Origin of the sequence: Enterobacter sp. PP-008-ECC_S150 (genome assembly GCF_045257065.1) — a bacterium.
GTDB lineage: Bacteria > Pseudomonadota > Gammaproteobacteria > Enterobacterales > Enterobacteriaceae > Enterobacter > Enterobacter chengduensis.
This window is the reverse complement of the sequence record NZ_JBJHHG010000009.1, coordinates 120,791-140,956: the sequence shown is the minus strand read 5'-3', so window position 1 is coordinate 140,956 and position 20,166 is coordinate 120,791. Positions and strand designations below refer to the sequence as shown.

Sequence of the window (20,166 nt, the reverse complement as noted above, 5' to 3'; positions counted from 1 at the left end):
CGCCAGAACTCGCGCATGCTGACCGACAGCTAAGGCGAGCTTAGCTTTTGGTTTGTACCCAAAACGCGTGGATAAGTCCGGGGATGTAGCCCAGCAAGGTCAGAATAATATTCAGGATAAACGCCCAGCCAAACCCCTTGCCGAGCAGCACGCCCAGCGGAGGGAGAATAATCGTAAAGACAACACGCCAAAAACCCATAAACACTCCGTATACGCTAACCAGTTGAAAATAAAAAAGAGTAATGACTGTAAGCGTAGCCAGCTTATCGGCTTCTGCCATTCAGACCCGTCCCATTTACCCTCTTTTACGCTTTTAACGCTGGTGTAAAGTGCGGGATTAATTTAGCATTACCTTAATTAAGGGAGTGCTAAAATAACATGACAGAACTTGAACAACTCCAGGCCAGCGCCGAGCAGGCCGCCGCCCTGTTGAAAGCCATGAGCAACCCGCATCGGCTGCTGATCCTCTGCACATTATGCGGGACCCCCGGCACCCGCGCGGGCGACCTGGCGCGGGCCACGGGGCTGAGTCCTTCCGCTACCTCGCAGCATCTGGCACGCATGCGTGAGGAAGGGCTTATCGACAGCACCCGCGAGGCGCAGCGCATTCTGTACTTCATTAAAAACGATGCGGTACATCAGCTCATCAGCACCCTGAAAACCCTTTATTGCCCGTAAGGAGCGCCCATGTCACTTCCCCTTCTTTCGCCGCGCGAGGCCAATGCCCGCATCTCTGAAGGCGCAAAACTGATTGATATTCGCGATAGCGACGAGTACGCCCGCGAGCATATTCCCACCGCGAGGCTGGTGCCGCTGGAAACCCTATCCGGCGCTCTTAACGCGCAGGCGGGTGAAACGGTGATTTTTCACTGCCAGTCCGGCGCCCGGACGTCGGGCAATGCCGACCGCCTTGCCCGGGCCGCCGCGCCCGCTCGGGCATTTGTGGTGGAAGGTGGTATTCAGGGCTGGAAGCAGGCCGGGCTGCCGACCGTCGAAGACAGATCCCAGCCGCTGCCGCTGATGCGCCAGGTGCAAATTGCCGCCGGGCTGTTGATACTCTGCGGCGTGGTGCTGGGTTATAGCGTCTCCAGCGGCTTTTTCCTGCTCAGCGGTTTTGTGGGAGCCGGGCTGCTGTTCGCCGGTATGACGGGCTTTTGCGGCATGGCGAGACTGCTTAAGGTTATGCCCTGGAACCGTCGTACCTCATAAGCAGTAATCGGTGAAAGTCACTGTACCCGGCGTCATGCGTGGGCTAAGGTGAAGATCGCTAAAACGATGAGGAGGTAATATGTTTTCTGTCGGTGATTATGTGCAACCGCGTAAAGGCGGTCCGAAACTGAAAGTGCTCGAAGTGAACGGTGATACGATTGTGGCGGTTCAGGCGAGTAATGAACAGGGCGAGAAATATACGCTGAAAGCGGCCGATGTGGCGCCGTATACCGAAGAAGGTGATTTCGGCGTCTGCTAACAGACAGCCGGGCGGAATATTCCGCCCGGTTAACGCCTTAGATCAGAAAATCATCCAGTGATTTCCCGTTTGCCAGCGCGCTGGCAATCGGCTTCGGCGTGCGGCCCTGGCCGGTCCACGTTTTCTCTTCACCGTTCTGGTCGATAAAGCGATATTTTGCTTCACGCGGCTTACGCTTTTTCGCTGGCTTACCCGCCTGCGCCAGCTCGGAGCCCAGCAGGTCGGTCGGTGAAATACCATCGGCTTTCATCAGCTCCAGCAGGGCATTAATTTTCTCCTGCTGCTCAGCACGCTGCTGCTCTAATTCCGCCTGCTCGCTCCGTTTCTCTTCAGCAACGACCCTGACCTTTTCCAGCATTTCCTCAAGAACGTCCAGGGTTAATTCGCGGGCCATGGCGCGCAGAGTTCGGATATTATTAAGATTCTGTAACGTCAAAGACATATTATTTGAAAACCTTTTCTTTAGGGTAAATAGATAAATCGCCGCCAGAATAATTCATTTTCGTTGAAATATCTACCCGCAGGGTCGTTCAGACAATAATGGGAATAGCCTTTACTCGGATCGTTAATATTATCTCATGCTGCTTGTGGGATCCTCATAGATTCAATCATCACATCAATATAAATGGTCAACTTTAATCCAAATTCCAGCATTCTTCGCCACAGGCAGGCAGAAGGATCCTCCTCTTAACGTCAAAAAAAATAACTATTTGATTTTTATATCAAAAAGTTTAATCGAGACAGATTATAACGAACCGAACAAAAAACAACCAAATTTAGAGAATTTTGTGGACAAAAGGCGATTAAATAAAAATTAATCACTAGTTGTTAGTTCAAACGCAGAGATATACGCTATACACGTCCAACAAACCAACCTAAAGCACTAGTCGCTTCGGGAAAATCGTTTCTTTTTTGTGTTCTTCTCAAGGAGTTCAGACATGTTCTCACCGCAATCACGCCTCCGCCATGCCGTGGCGGATACTTTCGCGATGGTTGTCTACTGTTCCGTTGTGAACATGCTGATCGAAATATTCCTCTCCGGAATGACCTTCGAGCAGTCACTTTCTTCTCGTCTGGTGGCGATCCCGGTCAATATTATTATTGCATGGCCTTACGGGCTATACCGCGATGCGGTTATGCGTTTCGCGCGTCGTATCAGCCCCGCTGGCTGGGTGAAAAACCTGGCGGACGTTCTGGCGTATGTGACGTTCCAGTCGCCGGTTTACGTGGCCATTCTGCTGACGGTGGGTGCGGACTGGCACCAGATCGCCGCGGCAGTGAGTTCGAATATTGTGGTTTCAATGCTGATGGGGGCGGTATACGGCTATTTCCTTGACTACTGCCGCCGCCTGTTCAAGGTCAGCCACTACGGCCAGGCAAAAGCGTAATGTGAAGCGACTGGCGCACGCCAGTCGCGAATTTATTGCACGTCGCCAAACAGTCCCTTCAAAAACCGTTCCAGCGCCATACGCGAACTGAAACCATGCGGAATACCATAATGCTCGTGCCGTTCCCCGCCTAAATAGAGCGGGAATTGCTGATAGTGATCGCAGGTTTTAATATCCGAGGCAGGCTCAGCAAATGACAGACTTCTGTCTTTCAGCGTCGGGTGAATAATGAGCGCGGTACGTCCCATTCTTGCTTCGCGATTAACGTAAACATAATTCTCGCCGCGGCGATATCCATACGCTTTTGATGTCACCTCGTCCATGGTGAATCCCTCTTTTTCAAGAACGCGTGCCACCTCATCAGGTCGTAAATACATATCTTTTCCTCGTTATCTTTTCCTGCCCGGCAACCTTACAGTATTCAGCATTAGCAGGGCTTTCAGAATAGTCCATAAACTGGCGGATAACGCGTGATGCGCTTCAGATATTAAATTTATGAACTAAACTGAACGGGAACACAAAATTACGGAGGATCGTATGTTTAACAGACCGAACCGAAACGATATTAATGACGACGCTCAGGATATTCGTAATGATGTCAGCCAATTAGCGGACACGCTGGAAGAGGTGCTGAAGTCCTGGGGAAGTGACGCGAAGGACGAAGCGGATGCCGCAAAACGTAAGGCTCAGTCTCTGCTCCGTGAAACCCGCGCGCGTTTAAACGGGCGTACGCGAACCACTCAGGCCGCCTGCGATGCGGTCAGCTGCGCTACCAGCTTCGTGCGCGAAAAACCGCTTTACACGCTGGGCACGGTCGCGGCGGTCGGGATCTTCGTCGGCGCCCTGCTTAGCCTGCGTAAGTAAGCGCACCTTCTTAGCCCCGGCTGCCTCAGGCGCCGGGGCTTTTCTTTGCCTTCTCGCCTGTAAAACCCGCATGGTCTGCCCTGCCCCGCTGTGCTCATCACTAGGGCAACATCAATCTGAATTTCCCATATCTTGTATGGTTGAAACTTAAGGCAACTACATCTAGTATCTCTCTTAGCAAGACACACACAACCTGACGCGATGATTCGCGCCGCCCCCTCATTTTAAATGGAAATACGAATCATGAGCATTATTATTTACACTCGTAACGATTGTGTTCAGTGCCACGCCACTAAACGGGCGATGGAGAGCCGCGGCGTAGCGTTTGAGATGGTGAATATTGACCAGGTCCCCGAGGCCGCCGATACCCTGCGCGCCCAAGGGTTTCGTCAGCTTCCCGTGGTGGTTGCCGGGGAGACAAGCTGGTCCGGCTTTCGCCCGGACATGATTAACCGCCTCGCCGCGCAGGCCGCCCGGGCATGAGCAGGCTGGTGTTCTTCTCCAGCAGCTCGGAAAACACGCTCCGCTTCATTGAGCGCGTCGGGCTGCCCGCGGTTCGCATTCCGCTTAACGAGCGGGAGCGGATCCGGGTAGAAGAGCCTTACATTCTGGTGGTGCCCAGCTATGGCGGTGGCGGTACGGCAGGTGCCGTGCCTCGTCAGGCGATCCGCTTTCTGAACGATCCCCACAATCGCGGGCTGATCCGCGGGGTTATCGCGGCAGGGAATCGCAATTTCGGCGATGCTTTTGGCCGCGCCGGGGACGTCATCTCTCAAAAATGCGGCGTGCCGTATCTCTATCGTTTTGAGCTGATGGGGACACAGCAGGACGTCGAAAACGTGCGTAAAGGAGTGAACGAATTTTGGCAACGACAACCGCAGAACGGGTGATTCAGGCGACACCGGATTACCACGCACTCAACGCAATGCTTAACCTCTACGATCGCGAGGGGCGCATTCAGTTCGATAAAGACAGGGAGGCGGTGGACGCCTTTTTTGCCGCCCACGTGCGGCCCAACAGCGTGGCTTTTGCAAACCAGAATGAACGTCTCGACTATCTCGTGAACGAGGGGTACTACGACGCGCGCACGCTCACCCGCTACGAACGTACCTTCGTGGTGAAGCTGTTTGAACGCGCGCACGCCAGCGGCTTTCGCTTCCAGACGTTTCTTGGCGCGTGGAAGTACTACACCAGCTACACCCTGAAAACCTTCGACGGTAAACGGTACCTGGAAAGCTTTGAAGATCGCGTGGTGATGGTGGCGCTGACGCTGGCGCAGGGCGACGAAGCGCTGGCGGAGCAGCTCACCGACGAGATCCTCTCCGGTCGCTTCCAGCCCGCCACGCCCACCTTCCTCAACTGCGGCAAAGCCCAGCGCGGGGAGCTGGTTTCCTGCTTCCTGCTGCGTATCGAAGATAATATGGAGTCGATTGGCCGCGCGGTAAACTCGGCGCTGCAGCTTTCCAAACGCGGCGGCGGCGTGGCGTTTTTGCTCTCTAACCTGCGCGAAGCGGGCGCGCCGATCAAGCGCATCGAAAACCAGTCCTCCGGCGTGATCCCGGTAATGAAGATGCTTGAGGATGCGTTCTCCTATGCCAACCAGCTTGGCGCGCGTCAGGGAGCGGGGGCGGTTTACCTGCACGCGCACCACCCGGACATTCTGCGTTTTCTCGATACCAAACGCGAAAACGCCGATGAGAAAATCCGTATCAAAACCCTGTCGCTGGGGGTGGTGATCCCGGATATCACCTTTAAGCTGGCCAAAGAGAATGCCGGGATGGCGCTCTTCTCCCCGTATGACGTTGAGCGTATTTACGGTAAAGCCTTTGGCGACGTGGCCATCAGCGAGCGCTACGAGGAGCTGCTGGCCGACGATCGCATTCGCAAAAAATATATCAACGCCCGCGATTTCTTCCAGACGCTTGCGGAGATCCAGTTTGAGTCCGGCTATCCGTACATCATGTATGAAGATACGGTAAACCGCGCGAACCCGATTGCCGGGCGCATCAACATGAGCAACCTGTGCTCGGAGATTTTGCAGGTCAACAGCGCGTCAGCCTACGACGAAAACCTGGACTACGCGGATATCGGCAAAGATATCTCCTGCAACCTCGGGTCGCTGAATATCGCACACACGATGGATTCACCCGACTTTGGCCGCACGGTGGAAACCGCCATCCGCGGGCTGACGGCGGTGTCGGACATGAGCCACATCCGCAGCGTGCCGTCTATTGAAGCGGGCAACGCCGCATCGCACGCCATCGGGCTGGGGCAGATGAACCTGCACGGCTATCTGGCGCGGGAAGGCATCGCCTACGGCAGTCCGGAAGGGCTGGATTTTACCAACCTCTATTTTTACACCATTACCTGGCACGCGCTGCATACCTCGATGATGCTGGCGCGCGAGCGCAGCCAGCGGTTCGCGGGTTTTGAACAGTCGCGCTACGCCAGCGGGGCCTATTTCAGCCAGTATCTGGAAGGCGACTGGCAGCCGAAAACCGAAAAAGTGCGCGATCTCTTTGCCCGCGCGGGGATTACCCTGCCGACGCGCGAGATGTGGCAGCAGCTGCGTGACGACGTGATGCGCTACGGCATCTATAACCAGAACCTGCAGGCCGTGCCGCCGACCGGATCGATTTCCTACATTAACCATGCCACGTCGAGCATTCATCCGATCGTGTCGAAAATTGAAATTCGTAAGGAAGGCAAAACCGGACGCGTTTACTACCCTGCCCCGTTTATGACCAATGAAAACCTGGCGCTGTATCAGGACGCGTATGAGATCGGCCCGGAAAAAATCATCGATACCTACGCCGAGGCGACAAAACATGTGGATCAGGGGCTGTCGCTGACGCTGTTCTTCCCGGATACCGCCACCACGCGGGATATCAACAAAGCGCAGATCTACGCCTGGAAGAAAGGCATCAAAACGCTCTACTACATTCGCCTGCGCCAGCTTGCGCTGGAAGGCACCGAAATTGAAGGCTGCGTGTCCTGCGCGCTGTAAGGAGAAAGGATGAAACTGTCACGCGTGAGCGCCGTTAACTGGAACAAAATCCAGGATGACAAAGATCTGGAGGTGTGGAACCGCCTGACCAGCAACTTCTGGCTGCCGGAAAAGGTTCCGCTTTCCAACGATATTCCGGCCTGGCAAACGCTCGGCCACGCCGAACAGCAGCTGACGATCCGCGTCTTTACCGGCCTGACGCTGCTGGACACCATTCAGAATACCGTCGGCGCACCGGCGCTGATGGGCGACGCGCTGACGCCGCACGAAGAGGCGGTGATGTCGAACATCAGCTTTATGGAGGCGGTACATGCCCGCTCCTACAGCTCGATATTTTCCACGCTGTGCCAGACCAAAGACGTGGACGCGGCCTACGCCTGGAGCGAAGCGAGCGAATCACTTCAGAGAAAGGCGGAGCTGGTGCTGGCGTATTACCGGGCCGACGAGCCGCTGAAGAAGAAGATCGCCAGCGTGTTCCTGGAATCTTTCCTCTTCTATTCCGGCTTCTGGCTGCCCATGTACTGGTCGAGCCGGGGCAAGCTCACCAACACCGCCGATTTGATTCGCCTCATCATTCGGGATGAAGCGGTGCACGGATACTACATTGGCTATAAGTATCAGAAAGGGCTGGAGAAAGTGGACCAGGCGAAGCGCGAGGAGCTTAAAGGCTTTGCGCTCGATTTGCTGATGGATCTGTACGACAACGAGCTGAGCTATACCGAGGAACTGTATGCCGGAACGGGCTGGGAAGAGGATGTCAAAGCGTTCCTCTGCTACAACGCCAACAAGGCGCTGATGAACCTGGGTTACGACGCGCTTTTTCCGCCGGAGATGGCCGAGGTGAACCCGGCTATTCTCTCCGCGCTGTCGCCTAACGCTGACGAAAACCACGATTTCTTCTCGGGATCGGGTTCATCGTACGTGATGGGCAAAGCGGTAGAAACCGAGGATGAAGATTGGGATTTTTGATGAACGCTAACGTTTGTTAATTTAATATAAACCCAACAATTTCCTCTCTAATATTTACATAACAACTACACTGTCATTTCCGCGTCATATTCGCCTGAATCATTCCGGTTCAGGCGAAATTCCCCAGTGCAGCAGCAAAAAATTGAGAAAAATTCAAACCGCCCTCAGCCCTTTATTCATGGGAAATTCAGCCGTTTCGCTTGCGTCAAAATTACGGCCTCAGCCTGACTCAGGGTTGTCTCAGATTCTCAGTATGTTAGGGTTATGCCCGTTAACAATTTACCATGGTAATCATATTGGCATAAACAAATAACAGGAAACACCCTATTGCATGGCAATTAAATTAGAAGTGAAAAATCTTTATAAAGTATTTGGCGAGCATCCGCAGCGCGCATTCAAATATATTGAGAAAGGCCTTACCAAAGAGCAAATTCTGGAAAAAACCGGGCTATCGCTTGGCGTTAAAGACGCCAGTCTGGCCATTGAAGAAGGCGAGATTTTTGTCATCATGGGATTATCCGGTTCGGGTAAATCCACTATGGTTCGCCTTCTCAATCGCCTGATTGAACCCACCCGCGGACAGGTGCTGATTGACGGCGTGGATATCGCCAGAATATCAGAGGCCGAGCTTCGCGAGGTGCGCAGAAAGAAGATTGCGATGGTGTTCCAGTCCTTCGCGCTGATGCCGCACATGACGGTGCTGGATAATACCGCTTTCGGGATGGAATTAGCCGGCACGCCCGCGCAGGAACGTCAGGAAAAAGCCCTTGACGCACTGCGTCAGGTCGGGCTGGAAAATTATGCGCATGCTTATCCGGATGAACTTTCCGGCGGGATGCGTCAGCGCGTGGGATTAGCCCGTGCATTAGCCATTAATCCCGACATTTTATTAATGGATGAAGCCTTCTCCGCCCTCGATCCGTTAATTCGCACCGAGATGCAGGATGAGCTGGTAAAATTACAGGCTAAACATCAGCGAACGATTGTCTTTATTTCCCACGATCTGGATGAAGCCATGCGTATTGGCGACCGTATTGCCATTATGCAAAACGGTGAAGTGGTGCAGGTCGGCACGCCGGATGAAATTCTCAATAATCCGGCGAATGATTATGTGCGCACCTTCTTCCGCGGCGTGGATATTAGCCAGGTGTTTAGCGCCAAAGATATTGCCCGTCGAACGCCAAACGGCATCATCCGTAAAACGCCGGGTTTTGGCCCGCGATCGGCGCTGAAGCTGCTGCAGGACGAAGATCGTGAATACGGTTATCTGGTTGAACGCGGCAATAGATTTGTCGGCATTGTCTCCATCGACTCCCTGAAATCCGCGCTTGGTGAAAACCAGGGGATCGATGCGGCGCTAATTGACGCTCCGCTTGCCGTGGACGCCGAAACGCCGCTCAGCGAATTACTCTCTCACGTCGGCCAGGCACCGTGCGCCGTGCCGGTCGTGGGTGAGGAGCAACAGTACGTCGGCATCATCTCAAAACGGATGCTGCTGCAGGCTTTAGATCGCGAGGGGGCAAACAATGACCGATCAATCTAACCCGTGGGGCACGACCGAAGCAGCGGACAGCGCTGCACAATCCGCCGATGCGTGGGGTTCCACGCCAGCCCCCGCCGACGGCGGCGGCGCGGCTGACTGGCTCAACAGCGCTCCCGCGCCTGCGCCAGAGCATTTCAACATTATGGATCCATTCCACAAGACGCTGATCCCGCTCGACAGCTGGGTCACGGAGGGGATCGACTGGGTAGTCACGCACTTCCGTCCGGTCTTCCAGGGGATACGCATCCCGGTGGATTACATCCTCAACGGCTTCCAGCAGCTGATGCTGGGCATGCCGGCGCCGGTGGCGATTATCCTCTTCTCCCTGATCGCCTGGCAGTTCGGTAGCGCAGGAATGGGGGTCGCCACGCTGATTTCGCTGGTTGCCATCGGCGCGATTGGCGCCTGGTCGCAGGCGATGATCACCCTGGCGCTGGTGCTGACCGCCCTGCTCTTCTGCATTGTCATCGGCCTGCCGATGGGGATCTGGCTGGCGCGCAGCCCGCGGGCGGCGAAGATTATTCGTCCGCTGCTGGATGCGATGCAGACCACCCCGGCGTTCGTCTATCTGGTGCCTATCGTGATGCTGTTCGGCATCGGCAACGTGCCGGGCGTGGTGGTGACCATTATCTTCGCCCTGCCGCCGATCGTCCGTCTGACCATTCTGGGGATTAACCAGGTGCCAGCGGATCTGATTGAAGCGTCACGGTCGTTCGGTGCCAGCCCGCGCCAGATGCTGTTTAAGGTTCAGCTCCCGCTGGCGATGCCGACCATTATGGCGGGCGTTAACCAGACGCTGATGCTCGCGCTCTCGATGGTGGTGATTGCCTCGATGATCGCCGTGGGCGGCCTGGGACAGATGGTACTGCGCGGCATTGGCCGTCTCGACATGGGGCTGGCTACCGTCGGCGGCGTCGGGATTGTGATCCTCGCCATTATTCTTGACCGCCTGACTCAGGCCGTTGGTCGTGATTCACGCAGTCGCGGCAACCGTCGCTGGTATAGCACCGGCCCTGTCGGGTTAATCACCCGCCCATTTACAAAATAAGGAACAACGATGCGACATAACGTACTTTTTGCCACAGCGTTTGCCACCCTTGTCTCCACCAGCACGTTTGCGGCAGACCTGCCGGGAAAAGGCATTACCGTACAGCCGGTGCAGAGCACCATTTCCGAAGAGAGCTTCCAGACCCAGCTCGTCAGCCGCGCGCTGGAGAAGCTGGGCTATACGGTCAACACGCCGAGTGAAGTGGATTACAACGTCGGCTACACCTCGATTGCCTCCGGCGATGCCACCTTTACCGCCGTCAACTGGCAGCCGCTGCATGACGACATGTATGCAGCCGCCGGTGGCGACAAGAAATTCTATCGCGAGGGCACCTTCGTGACCGGCGCCGCGCAGGGGTATCTGATCGACAAGAAAACCGCCGACAAGTACCACATCACCAACATTGAACAGCTGAAAGATCCAGCGATCGCCAAACTGTTTGATACCAACGGTGACGGCAAGGCCGACATGATGGGCTGCTCGCCGGGCTGGGGCTGTGAAGCGGTGATTAACCACCAGAACAAAGCCTTCGATCTGGCGAAAACGGTCGACGTGAGCCACGGCAACTATTCTGCGATGATGGCCGACACCATTGCCCGCTTCAAAGAGGGGAAACCGGTGATCTACTACACCTGGACGCCGTACTGGGTGAGCGACGTGCTGAAGCCGGGTAAAGACGTGGTGTGGCTGCAGGTGCCGTTCTCCTCCCTGCCGGGCGAGCAGAAGGATATCGACACCAGGCTGCCGAACGGCATGAACTACGGCTTCCCGGTGAACACGATGCATATCGTGGCCAACAAAGCCTGGGCGGAGAAAAACCCGGCGGCGGCGAAGCTGTTCTCGGTGATGAAGCTGCCGCTGGCGGACATCAATGCCCAGAACGCGATGATGCATGCGGGCAAATCGTCTGAAGCGGATGTTAAAGGCCACGTTGACGGCTGGATCAAAGCCCACCAGCAGCAGTTTGACGGCTGGGTGAAAGAGGCGCTGGCGGCGCAGAAGTAAAAAAACAAAACCCTACCCCTCACCCTAACCCTCTCCCCAAAGGGGAGAGGGGACTTTATACACCCTCTCCCCTTTGGGGAGAGGGCTGGGGTGAGGGGATTAACCGCACAAACACACACATAACAATCCCCCACCCTTCACAATCATTCGCTATTATTGTTTCCGGAAAAATAATCACTTAACTAACGATTCCTGAAACAAATGACAAAAACAGCTCAGGGGCTTAGCCCCGCACTCATCCTTTTAATGTCCGTGGCAACGGGTCTGGCGGTCGCCAGCAACTATTACGCGCAACCGCTTCTCGACACCATCGCCCGCGCGTTCAACCTTTCCGCCAGCTCCGCTGGCTTCATCGTGACGGCAGCACAGCTCGGCTATGCCGCCGGGCTGCTATTCCTGGTGCCGCTCGGCGATATGTTTGAACGGCGAATGCTCATCGTCTCCATGACCCTGCTGGCCGCCGGTGGGATGCTGATCACCGCCAGCAGCCAGTCGCTGACGATGATGATCGTCGGTACCGCGCTCACGGGGCTGTTCTCCGTGGTGGCGCAAATCCTGGTGCCGCTCGCTGCGACCCTCGCCTCCCCGGAAAAACGCGGCAAGGTGGTGGGCACCATCATGAGCGGCCTGCTGCTGGGGATTTTACTGGCCCGAACCGTGGCAGGGCTGCTGGCAAGCCTCGGCGGCTGGCGCACCGTCTACTGGGTGGCGAGCGTGCTGATGGTGGTGATGGCGCTGGCGCTGTGGCGCGGGCTGCCAAAGGTGAAGCAGGAAAATCACCTGAACTACCCGCAGCTGCTGGCCTCCGTTTTCAGTCTGTTCACCCAGGATAAGCTTCTGCGTACCCGCGCCCTGCTGGGCTGTTTCACCTTCGCCAACTTCAGCATTCTGTGGACGTCGATGGCGTTTCTGCTGGCCGCGCCGCCGTTCAATTATTCCGAAGGGGTGATTGGCCTGTTCGGTCTGGCCGGTGCCGCTGGCGCACTGGGCGCGCGTCCCGCTGGCGGGCTGGCCGACAAGGGCAAATCCCACGTGACCACCTCCGCAGGGCTGGTTTTACTCCTGCTCTCCTGGGGGGCAATCTGGTATGGGCACATCTCGGTGCTGGCGCTGATCGTCGGTATCCTGGTGTTGGATCTTACCGTTCAGGGCGTTCACATTACCAACCAGACCGTCATCTATCGCGTGAAGCCAGAGGCGCGTAACCGCCTCACCGCCGGATACATGACCAGCTACTTCATCGGGGGCGCAGCCGGTTCATTAATTTCTGCATCGGCATGGCAGCATGGTGGCTGGTCGGGCGTGTGTGGGATTGGGGCCATCGTCGCCGCGCTCAACCTTCTTGTATGGTGGCGCGGCTACCATCGCCAGGAAGCAATACACTAAGTTTTACATTGCGTTGGCCTCTTAGGGTGTTAAGAGGCCCTGCAGTCTGTTAAGGTAAACGTAATCATTTATCCCAGAAATTTTAATGTGGGTGACATATCTACAATTGGCATGAATAGTTCAGACCCCCGTCCTCACATCCTCTCTTCCACGGGTTCACACCCTACGCTTTCTGTGCTCACCGGGTCACGGACTTACCCGGCGCTTTCTGATGGTGACATAAGTTTGGCGGATATAACCGCACAAATAATTCATTTACATTATTTGTCACTATCGTTACTATATCGGCTGTAATTAATGAGGTTATGCCCAAATGGATAGTTCGTTTACGCCCATTGAACAAATGCTTAAATTCCGCGCCAGTCGCCATGAGGACTTCCCGTATCAGGAAATCCTGCTGACTCGCCTGTGCATGCACATGCAGGGTAAGCTACTGGAAAACCGCAATAAAATGCTGAAAGCTCAAGGGATTAACGAGACGTTGTTTATGGCGTTGATTACGCTGGAGTCTCAGGAAAATCACAGCATTCAGCCTTCCGAACTGAGCTGCGCGCTGGGCTCCTCCCGCACCAATGCCACCCGTATTGCCGATGAACTCGAAAAGCGCGGCTGGATTGAGCGCCGTGAAAGCGACAACGATCGCCGCTGCCTGCACCTGCAGCTGACCGAGAAAGGTCACGAATTCCTGCGCGAAGTGCTGCCACCTCAGCACAATTGCCTTCACAAACTCTGGTCCGCCCTCAGCACCGCCGAGCGCGACCAGCTTGAGCACATCACTCGCAAGCTGCTCACCCGTCTGGACCAGATGGATGAAGACGGCGCCATTCTTGAGGCGCTGCGCTAAGGCGACGACACGCTCACCATTCCAGATTCATAAGAAAACCGACAGGCCAGCACGTCACACTGCTGGCCTTTCTGACAACAGGTCGGCTCAGCCGATGTGAAAATAAGAAGATCGTGGAGAACTACAATGAGCGCAAATGCGGAGAGCACTACCCCGCAGCAGCCGGGCAACAAGAAAGGCAAACGTAAGAGCGCCCTTCTTCTGTTGACCTTGCTCTTTATCATTATTGCCGTGGCATATGGGATCTATTGGTTTTTAGTACTGCGTCATGCTGAAGAGACAGACGACGCCTACGTGGCAGGGAACCAGGTACAAATTATGGCGCAGGTGTCGGGCAGCGTGACGAAAGTCTGGGCTGACAATACCGACTTTGTGCAAAAAGGCGATGTGTTGGTGACCCTCGATCCAACCGACGCGCAGCAGGCATTTGAAAAAGCAAAGACCGCGCTGGCCTCCAGCGTCCGTCAGACCCGCCAGCTGATGATCAACAGCAAACAGCTGCAGGCCAACATCGACGTGCAGAAAACCGCGCTGGCGCAGGCGCAGAGCGACCTGAACCGCCGCGTGCCGCTCGGCACCGCCAACCTGATTGGCCGTGAAGAGCTGCAGCACGCCCGCGACGCCGTTGCCAGCGCCCAGGCGCAGCTGGATGTGGCGATTCAACAGTACAACGCCAACCAGGCGATGGTGCTGGGCACCAGCCTGGAAAACCAGCCCGCCGTTCAGCAGGCGGCGACCGAAGTGCGTAACGCGTGGCTTGCCCTTGAGCGTACCAAAATCGTCAGCCCGATGACCGGCTACGTCTCCCGTCGTTCCGTCCAGCCAGGGGCGCAGATTAGCCCAACCACGCCGCTGATGGCGGTCGTACCGGCAGACAACCTGTGGGTCGACGCCAACTTTAAAGAGACGCAGCTTGCGCACATGCGTATCGGCCAGACCGCGACGGTGGTCAGCGACATCTACGGCGATGACGTGAAGTACACCGGAAAAGTGGTCGGCCTGGATATGGGGACCGGCAGCGCCTTCTCCCTGCTGCCCGCGCAAAACGCCACCGGTAACTGGATCAAAGTGGTTCAGCGTCTGCCGGTGCGTATCGAGCTGGATGCGAAACAGCTCGCCGACCATCCGCTGCGTATTGGCCTCTCTACGCTTGTGACGGTGGACACCGCCAACCGCGACGGTCAGATCCTGGCAAGCCAGGTGCGCAGCAGCCCGGCTTATGAAAGTAACGCCCGTGAAATTAGCCTCGATCCGGTCAACAAGCTGATCGATGACATCGTGAAGGCAAACGCCGGTTAATCCGAAGGTGAGCGTTATGCAACAGCAAAAGCCGCAAAAACCGCTGGAAGGCGCGCAGCTGGTCATTATGACCATTGCGCTGTCGCTGGCGACATTCATGCAGGTGCTGGACTCCACCATCGCAAACGTGGCGATCCCAACCATCGCCGGTAACCTTGGCTCGTCGCTGAGCCAGGGGACCTGGGTCATTACCTCATTCGGGGTGGCGAACGCCATCTCCATTCCGATCACCGGCTGGCTGGCAAAGCGCGTCGGTGAGGTGAAGCTGTTCCTCTGGTCAACGATACTGTTCGTGCTCGCCTCCTGGGCGTGCGGCATGTCCAGCAGCCTGACGATGCTGATCTTCTTCCGCGTCATTCAGGGGATCGTGGCCGGGCCGCTGATTCCGCTGTCGCAGAGTTTGCTGCTTAACAACTATCCGCCCGCTAAGCGCTCTGTCGCGCTGGCGCTGTGGTCGATGACGGTCATTGTCGCGCCAATTTGCGGGCCTATCCTCGGCGGCTATATCAGCGATAACTACCACTGGGGCTGGATCTTCTTCATCAACGTGCCGATTGGTGCGCTGGTGGTGATGCTCACCCTGCAAACGCTGCGCGGTCGCGAGACCCGAACGGAGCAGCGGCGCATTGACGCCGTTGGCCTGGCGCTGCTGGTGGTCGGCATCGGTAGCCTGCAGGTCATGCTCGATCAGGGTAAAGAGCTGGACTGGTTTAACTCGACAGAGATTATCGTGCTGACCGTTGTCGCGGTGATATCGCTGAGCTTCCTGATCGTCTGGGAGCTGACGGACGATAACCCGATCGTCGATCTCTCGCTGTTTAAGTCGCGAAACTTCACCATCGGCTGTCTGTGTATTAGCCTCGCCTACATGCTCTACTTCGGCGCGATCGTTCTGCTGCCGCAGCTGCTGCAGGAGGTCTATGGCTATACCGCCACCTGGGCAGGTTTAGCCTCTGCGCCGGTGGGTGTCATTCCGGTCCTGCTGTCGCCAATTATCGGCCGCTTCGCCCACAAGCTCGACATGCGCAGGCTGGTGACGTTCAGCTTTATCATGTACGCGGTGTGCTTCTACTGGCGCGCGTATACGTTCGAGCCGGGCATGGACTTTGGCGCGTCCGCGTGGCCGCAGTTCATTCAGGGCTTCGCCGTGGCGTGCTTCTTTATGCCGCTGACGACCATTACGCTTTCCGGCTTACCGCCCGAGCGCATGGCGGCAGCATCAAGCCTGTCGAACTTTACGCGTACGCTGGCGGGTTCCATCGGGACGTCGATCACCACGACCCTCTGGACCAACCGCGAGTCGATGCACCACGCGCAGCTAACGGAAGCGGTGAACCCGTTTAACCCTAACTCCCGGGAGATGTACAGCCAGCTTCAGGGGATGGGCATGACGGAGCAGCAGGCATCCGGCTGGATAGCCCAGCAGATCACTAACCAGGGGCTGATTATCTCTGCAAACGAGATTTTCTGGATATCGGCAGGGATCTTCATCGTCCTGCTGGGGCTGGTGTGGTTTGCGAGGCCGCCGTTTGGCGCCGGTGGCGGGGGTGGCGGCGCGCACTAATCCTGTGCGCTGGATGCCGGGTGGCGGCTACGCCTTATCCGGCCTACGGTTTGAGGTCTTGTAGGCCCGGTAAGCGCAGCGCTACCGGGCACCTACAGGCACGGTACTAGATGTGCAGTTCCTGCAGTTTTTCTTTTGGCAAAGCCAGCTCTTCGTTGCTGTTCACGCGAACATCACGCTCGATAATGTGACGCGCGATCTCCTGCGCTTCTTCCAGAGAGTGCATCTGGTAAGTCCCGCACTGGTAAACGTTCAGCTCAGGGATCTGGTTCTGCTCTTTCACCTTCAGCACGTCTTCCATCGCCGCTTTCCACGCATCTGCAACGCGTTTCTCTTCCGGCTGACCAATCAGGCTCATGTAGAAACCGGTACGGCAGCCCATCGGAGAGATGTCGATGATCTCAACGCCGTTGCCGTTCAGGTGGTCACGCATGAAACCCGCGAACAGGTGTTCCAGCGTATGAATGCCTTTCTCCGGCATCACTTCTTTGTTCGGCACGCAGAAACGCAGATCGAAGACGGTGATCGTGTCGCCGTGCGGGGTGTGCATGGTCTTCGCCACGCGGACTGCAGGTGCTTCCATACGGGTATGGTCGACAGTAAAGCTATCTAATAACGGCATACGTCACCTCCGATAGTGATTTTTTTTAAAATAAACTGAACTCTTCTACAGAATGCGCGTCTGAGTATATGAAAGACGCGCATTTGTTATCATCATCCCTGAATTCAGAGATGTATATTTTGGCCACAGCGATGTGGCCTTTTTCTTTTCTGCTTAAGCCTGCTTCGCCAGAAACGCCTCAAACGACTCGGTATCCGCCGCTTCAACCTCTTTCTGACGCACAACGGACGCATCGCGTTCCGCTGCAAAATCCGCTTCGCTCAGCACTTCTAACGGCTCCTGCATCAGCATCTCACGGTACTCGGCTGAGAGTGAACGCCCCGTGCCGCCAATGCCCTGATCGATCATAGAACGCAGAATGCGTGCTGAGAACGTCAGTTCCGGGTTATCAAAGCATTCCACCAGCTGGTCGCAGATCTGTTGATACGCGTCGCCGCCGTCGATGCTGTCCATTGTTCGGGCAACACGCTTCAGGTCACGGAACAGATCTTTGCCGACTTTGGTCAGCGGGAACTGTGCCGTTTCGCAGCCGATACCCAGCGTCAGGCCCGGTTTACGCCCTTCCAGAATCACGCGGTTCCAGTTTGTGCGGGTGCAGAGCAGTTCATCTGCACTCATTTCCGGCGCATCCGCCAGCACGCACCAGACCATAAACAGATCCAGGAAGCGAATCTGCTGCTCATCAACGCCAATCGGTGAGAACGGGTTAATATCCAGCGAACGCACTTCGATGTATTCAATTCCGCCGCGCTGTAGCGCATCCGACGGCGTTTCACCGCTGCGCGTCACGCGCTTAGGACGAATTGGCGCATACAGCTCGTTTTCAATCTGCAGCACGTTGCTGTTGATCTGCAGGCGCTTGCCGTCTTTTTCGAGGCCGATTTTCTCGTACTCTTCCGACGGGGTTTTGATCGCCCGCTTCAATCCTGCCACATATTCGTGCAATTCGTTAAACGTAATACCGAGATTGCTTTGCGATTTATTGGTATAGCCGAGATCGCTCAGGCGCAGAGAGGTGGCGTACGGGAGATAGTACATCCCACACTCGGTTTTCTCGAACGGCAGCGTGGTCGGTTTCCCCTGCAGGAACGAAGAACATATCGCCGGGGAAGCACCAAACAGATACGGGATCACCCAGCCGAAACGGTAATAGTTGCGGATCAGGCGGAAGTAGCCCGCTGAAATCGCGTCTTTATCCGTTTCACCGCATTTCGCCTGCCAGAACGCCATGGGCAGCGAGAAGTTATAATGCACGCCCGAGATCGTCTGCATCAACGCGCCGTAGCGGTTCTTTAGCCCTTCGCGATAGAGCGTTTTCAGCCGTCCGATATTTGACGTGCCGTACTGCGCCAGCTCAATCTCCTGGCCCTGCTCGATATAGCACGGCATGCTGAGAGGCCACATACGTTCGTCGCCCATGTTGCGCGCGGTGTAGCGATGGATATCGCGCATGATCGTCAGCATATGATCAATATCACCCTCTACTGGCGTAATGAACTCCAGCAGCGCTTCAGCAAAATCGGTTGTGATCCATTTATGTGTCAGCGCCGAGCCTAACGCCTTCGGGTGACCCGTTGTCGCTAAGCTACCGTCCGCGTTAACGCGCAGCGTTTCACGCTCAAGACCACGCTGAATACCCTTCAATGCCTGAGGGTGGTTTTCCAGCCAGGCCAGCGCCTGAGATACGTCCGGGATCAAATTGACCTCCCGCCTGTCAAAGTAATGTTACTCAGCATAATTGTAATGGTTGACGATTGAAGGTCGCGTATTCATTCCACCAATTAGTGCCACCACGTCATACCCTGTAGTGTTGCCCACGCCACGAGAACATAGCGCAACGCCTTGCCAAGGCACAAAAAAAAGAGCACCGGTCCCCAGGAGATGCGCATCCATCCCGCCAGCAGACACAGTAAATCGCCTATTACAGGCATCCAGCTTAATAACAGCGTGGCAGCGCCATAGCGTTTTAGCCAGCCCACTGCCTTTTCCTGCCAGCGCGATTTTTCGCGCAGCGGAAAGAAACGCCCAAGAATAACGTTAGTCAGCCCTCCAAGGCTATTACCCATTGTTGCTATTAATACAAGCAGCCAGGGCTGACTCACGCCGGACAACAGCATCGCCACCAGCACCACTTCCGAATTGCCCGGTAACAGCGTGGCGCTTAAAAAACTGCTGGCGAATAATGAGGCGAGTGACAGCGCGTCACTCACAGTAAGCGCACATCCACCGCATCCATTCCGGCATCACGCGCGGCCTGGATACCAAAATCGGCATCTTCAAACACGACGCATTTTGTCGCCGGGACGCCCATTAATTCTGCGCAGAGCAGAAAGGTGTCCGGTGCGGGCTTGTGATGTTTAACATGATCGGCGGCGACCACGGCAGAAAAATAGTGGCGCAGGCCAAGATGGTTGAGTAATGCCTCAGCAATCGCGCTTTCGCTGCCTGTTCCTACCGACATAGGCCGACGCCCGTGCCACTCTTTGACCACCTCAATCAGCGGCAGAGGGCGTACGGTATCTAAAAGCATGGCTTTTACCGCATCGGTTTTTTCGCGCGCGAGCAGGTGCGGGTCGAGATCGGCCTGATTGAGTTCAATCACGGCCTGCGCAATACGCCAGGTGGGGGATCCGTTGAGGGCAATCATCGCCTGGAGATCGAAACGCATGCCGTAGCGGCCCAGGACATCAGTCCAGGCTTGACGGTGCGTGGGTTCGGTATCCAGCAGGGTACCATCCATATCGAAGATCAAACCGTCATACTGTGCGTACATCGTGCTCTCGCTAACCGATTAACAAAGCATTACTTTATCGTAAATGGTGGTTTTTGTCGCTGACTGAGAAGTGATAACAACGAGAGTGATTAAGAACTGAACATTGGAAGGAATGACAAGAAGAAATGGTGCATCCGGGAGGATTCGAACCTCCGACCGCTCGGTTCGTAGCCGAGTACTCTATCCAGCTGAGCTACGGATGCATCGGGATTTACTACTGTACTGCTCGATACTCACATCACTCTAAAGCAATATGAAGTAATAGATGGTGCATCCGGGAGGATTCGAACCTCCGACCGCTCGGTTCGTAGCCGAGTACTCTATCCAGCTGAGCTACGGATGCATCGGGATTTGCTACTGTACTGCTCGAAACTCACATCATTCTA

23 protein-coding genes and 2 tRNA genes are annotated in these 20,166 nt (G+C 55.8%); 16 read left to right on the top strand and 9 right to left on the bottom strand.

Annotated elements, in window-relative coordinates; translation table 11 throughout:
• Window positions 1–40: 40 nt before the first annotated feature.
• A complete protein-coding gene (locus tag ACJBF3_RS12150) occupies window positions 41–199 on the bottom strand; it encodes a YqaE/Pmp3 family membrane protein (protein WP_032642954.1) in 159 nt (52 codons plus the stop codon).
• Between the two features lie 179 nt (window positions 200–378).
• Here ACJBF3_RS12150 and ACJBF3_RS12145 point away from each other — a divergent pair, with 179 nt between their 5' ends.
• The 3 genes from ACJBF3_RS12145 (at window position 379) to ACJBF3_RS12135 (ending at window position 1,468) form a co-directional block, all read left to right on the top strand.
• Window positions 379–678, top strand: coding sequence for a helix-turn-helix transcriptional regulator (locus tag ACJBF3_RS12145; protein ID WP_045331094.1), 300 nt, complete (start codon window positions 379–381; stop codon window positions 676–678).
• Window positions 679–687: 9 nt separating this feature from the next.
• The gene (locus ACJBF3_RS12140; RefSeq protein ID WP_045331093.1) at window positions 688–1,209 is read left to right on the top strand and encodes a rhodanese family protein; all 522 of its coding nucleotides are present in this window, start codon (window positions 688–690) and stop codon (window positions 1,207–1,209) included.
• Window positions 1,210–1,288: 79 nt separating this feature from the next.
• The gene (locus tag ACJBF3_RS12135) at window positions 1,289–1,468 is read left to right on the top strand and encodes a hypothetical protein (RefSeq protein WP_045331090.1); all 180 of its coding nucleotides are present in this window, start codon (window positions 1,289–1,291) and stop codon (window positions 1,466–1,468) included.
• A gap of 37 nt (window positions 1,469–1,505) precedes the next feature.
• On the opposite strand, the gene stpA is transcribed toward ACJBF3_RS12135, so the two are convergent.
• Window positions 1,506–1,910 carry a DNA-binding protein StpA gene (stpA, locus tag ACJBF3_RS12130; protein ID WP_045331089.1) on the bottom strand — a complete coding sequence of 135 codons (405 nt, stop codon included), beginning with the start codon at window positions 1,908–1,910 and terminating at the stop codon, window positions 1,506–1,508.
• Between the two features lie 496 nt (window positions 1,911–2,406).
• Here stpA and alaE point away from each other — a divergent pair, with 496 nt between their 5' ends.
• Window positions 2,407–2,856: an L-alanine exporter AlaE gene (gene alaE / locus ACJBF3_RS12125; protein ID WP_045331087.1), complete on the top strand. Its 450-nt coding sequence runs from the start codon at window positions 2,407–2,409 to the stop codon at window positions 2,854–2,856.
• A 32-nt stretch (window positions 2,857–2,888) separates the two neighbouring features.
• Here the strand turns inward: alaE and ACJBF3_RS12120 are convergent, their stop codons facing one another.
• Window positions 2,889–3,233, bottom strand: coding sequence for a DUF2002 family protein (locus ACJBF3_RS12120; protein ID WP_023333165.1), 345 nt, complete (start codon window positions 3,231–3,233; stop codon window positions 2,889–2,891).
• Window positions 3,234–3,393: 160 nt separating this feature from the next.
• On the opposite strand from ACJBF3_RS12120, the gene ACJBF3_RS12115 reads away from it, so the two are divergent.
• The 12 genes from ACJBF3_RS12115 to emrB all read left to right on the top strand — a co-directional run bounded on the left by ACJBF3_RS12115 (window position 3,394) and on the right by emrB (window position 16,385).
• Window positions 3,394–3,720, top strand: a complete 327-nt coding sequence (locus ACJBF3_RS12115; RefSeq protein WP_045331085.1) for a DUF883 domain-containing protein — start codon at window positions 3,394–3,396, stop codon at window positions 3,718–3,720.
• Between the two features lie 243 nt (window positions 3,721–3,963).
• Window positions 3,964–4,203, top strand: a complete 240-nt coding sequence (gene nrdH / locus ACJBF3_RS12110) for a glutaredoxin-like protein NrdH (RefSeq protein ID WP_045331084.1) — start codon at window positions 3,964–3,966, stop codon at window positions 4,201–4,203.
• Window positions 4,200–4,610, top strand: coding sequence for a class Ib ribonucleoside-diphosphate reductase assembly flavoprotein NrdI (nrdI, locus tag ACJBF3_RS12105; RefSeq protein WP_045331082.1), 411 nt, complete (start codon window positions 4,200–4,202; stop codon window positions 4,608–4,610). The genes nrdH and nrdI overlap by 4 nt, the downstream gene beginning before the upstream one ends.
• Window positions 4,583–6,727: a class 1b ribonucleoside-diphosphate reductase subunit alpha gene (gene nrdE / locus ACJBF3_RS12100; protein ID WP_045331080.1), complete on the top strand. Its 2,145-nt coding sequence runs from the start codon at window positions 4,583–4,585 to the stop codon at window positions 6,725–6,727. Before nrdI ends, nrdE begins: the two co-directional genes overlap by 28 nt.
• Window positions 6,728–6,736: 9 nt before the next feature.
• Window positions 6,737–7,696 carry a class 1b ribonucleoside-diphosphate reductase subunit beta gene (gene nrdF, locus ACJBF3_RS12095; RefSeq protein ID WP_045331078.1) on the top strand — a complete coding sequence of 320 codons (960 nt, stop codon included), beginning with the start codon at window positions 6,737–6,739 and terminating at the stop codon, window positions 7,694–7,696.
• A 331-nt stretch (window positions 7,697–8,027) separates the two neighbouring features.
• On the top strand, window positions 8,028–9,239 hold the full coding sequence (proV, locus tag ACJBF3_RS12090) for a glycine betaine/L-proline ABC transporter ATP-binding protein ProV (protein WP_045331076.1): 1,212 nt from the start codon (window positions 8,028–8,030) through the stop codon (window positions 9,237–9,239).
• Window positions 9,223–10,287 carry a glycine betaine/L-proline ABC transporter permease ProW gene (gene proW, locus ACJBF3_RS12085; protein WP_045331074.1) on the top strand — a complete coding sequence of 355 codons (1,065 nt, stop codon included), beginning with the start codon at window positions 9,223–9,225 and terminating at the stop codon, window positions 10,285–10,287. The genes proV and proW overlap by 17 nt, the downstream gene beginning before the upstream one ends.
• A gap of 9 nt (window positions 10,288–10,296) precedes the next feature.
• On the top strand, window positions 10,297–11,292 hold the full coding sequence (gene proX / locus ACJBF3_RS12080; RefSeq protein WP_045331073.1) for a glycine betaine/L-proline ABC transporter substrate-binding protein ProX: 996 nt from the start codon (window positions 10,297–10,299) through the stop codon (window positions 11,290–11,292).
• Window positions 11,293–11,493: 201 nt separating this feature from the next.
• The gene (locus ACJBF3_RS12075) at window positions 11,494–12,678 is read left to right on the top strand and encodes an MFS transporter (protein ID WP_045331070.1); all 1,185 of its coding nucleotides are present in this window, start codon (window positions 11,494–11,496) and stop codon (window positions 12,676–12,678) included.
• A gap of 313 nt (window positions 12,679–12,991) precedes the next feature.
• A complete protein-coding gene (gene mprA, locus ACJBF3_RS12070) occupies window positions 12,992–13,522 on the top strand; it encodes a transcriptional repressor MprA (protein WP_032642977.1) in 531 nt (176 codons plus the stop codon).
• A 126-nt stretch (window positions 13,523–13,648) separates the two neighbouring features.
• The gene (gene emrA / locus ACJBF3_RS12065; protein ID WP_045331067.1) at window positions 13,649–14,821 is read left to right on the top strand and encodes a multidrug efflux MFS transporter periplasmic adaptor subunit EmrA; all 1,173 of its coding nucleotides are present in this window, start codon (window positions 13,649–13,651) and stop codon (window positions 14,819–14,821) included.
• Between the two features lie 16 nt (window positions 14,822–14,837).
• Window positions 14,838–16,385, top strand: coding sequence for a multidrug efflux MFS transporter permease subunit EmrB (gene emrB / locus ACJBF3_RS12060; RefSeq protein ID WP_045331065.1), 1,548 nt, complete (start codon window positions 14,838–14,840; stop codon window positions 16,383–16,385).
• Between the two features lie 106 nt (window positions 16,386–16,491).
• Here the strand turns inward: emrB and luxS are convergent, their stop codons facing one another.
• From luxS to ACJBF3_RS12030, 6 genes are all read right to left on the bottom strand, one after another.
• A complete protein-coding gene (gene luxS / locus ACJBF3_RS12055) occupies window positions 16,492–17,007 on the bottom strand; it encodes an S-ribosylhomocysteine lyase (RefSeq protein ID WP_008499539.1) in 516 nt (171 codons plus the stop codon).
• 153 nt (window positions 17,008–17,160) lie between these two features.
• On the bottom strand, window positions 17,161–18,705 hold the full coding sequence (gene gshA / locus ACJBF3_RS12050) for a glutamate--cysteine ligase (RefSeq protein WP_045331063.1): 1,545 nt from the start codon (window positions 18,703–18,705) through the stop codon (window positions 17,161–17,163).
• 83 nt (window positions 18,706–18,788) lie between these two features.
• Window positions 18,789–19,217, bottom strand: coding sequence for a YqaA family protein (locus ACJBF3_RS12045; protein WP_008499541.1), 429 nt, complete (start codon window positions 19,215–19,217; stop codon window positions 18,789–18,791).
• Window positions 19,214–19,780 carry a fructose-1-phosphate/6-phosphogluconate phosphatase gene (gene yqaB / locus ACJBF3_RS12040; protein ID WP_045331060.1) on the bottom strand — a complete coding sequence of 189 codons (567 nt, stop codon included), beginning with the start codon at window positions 19,778–19,780 and terminating at the stop codon, window positions 19,214–19,216. Before yqaB ends, ACJBF3_RS12045 begins: the two co-directional genes overlap by 4 nt.
• A gap of 126 nt (window positions 19,781–19,906) precedes the next feature.
• Window positions 19,907–19,983: transfer RNA gene (locus ACJBF3_RS12035), tRNA-Arg, on the bottom strand.
• A gap of 63 nt (window positions 19,984–20,046) precedes the next feature.
• Window positions 20,047–20,123 (bottom strand) — tRNA-Arg (locus ACJBF3_RS12030).
• Window positions 20,124–20,166 lie beyond the last annotated feature (43 nt).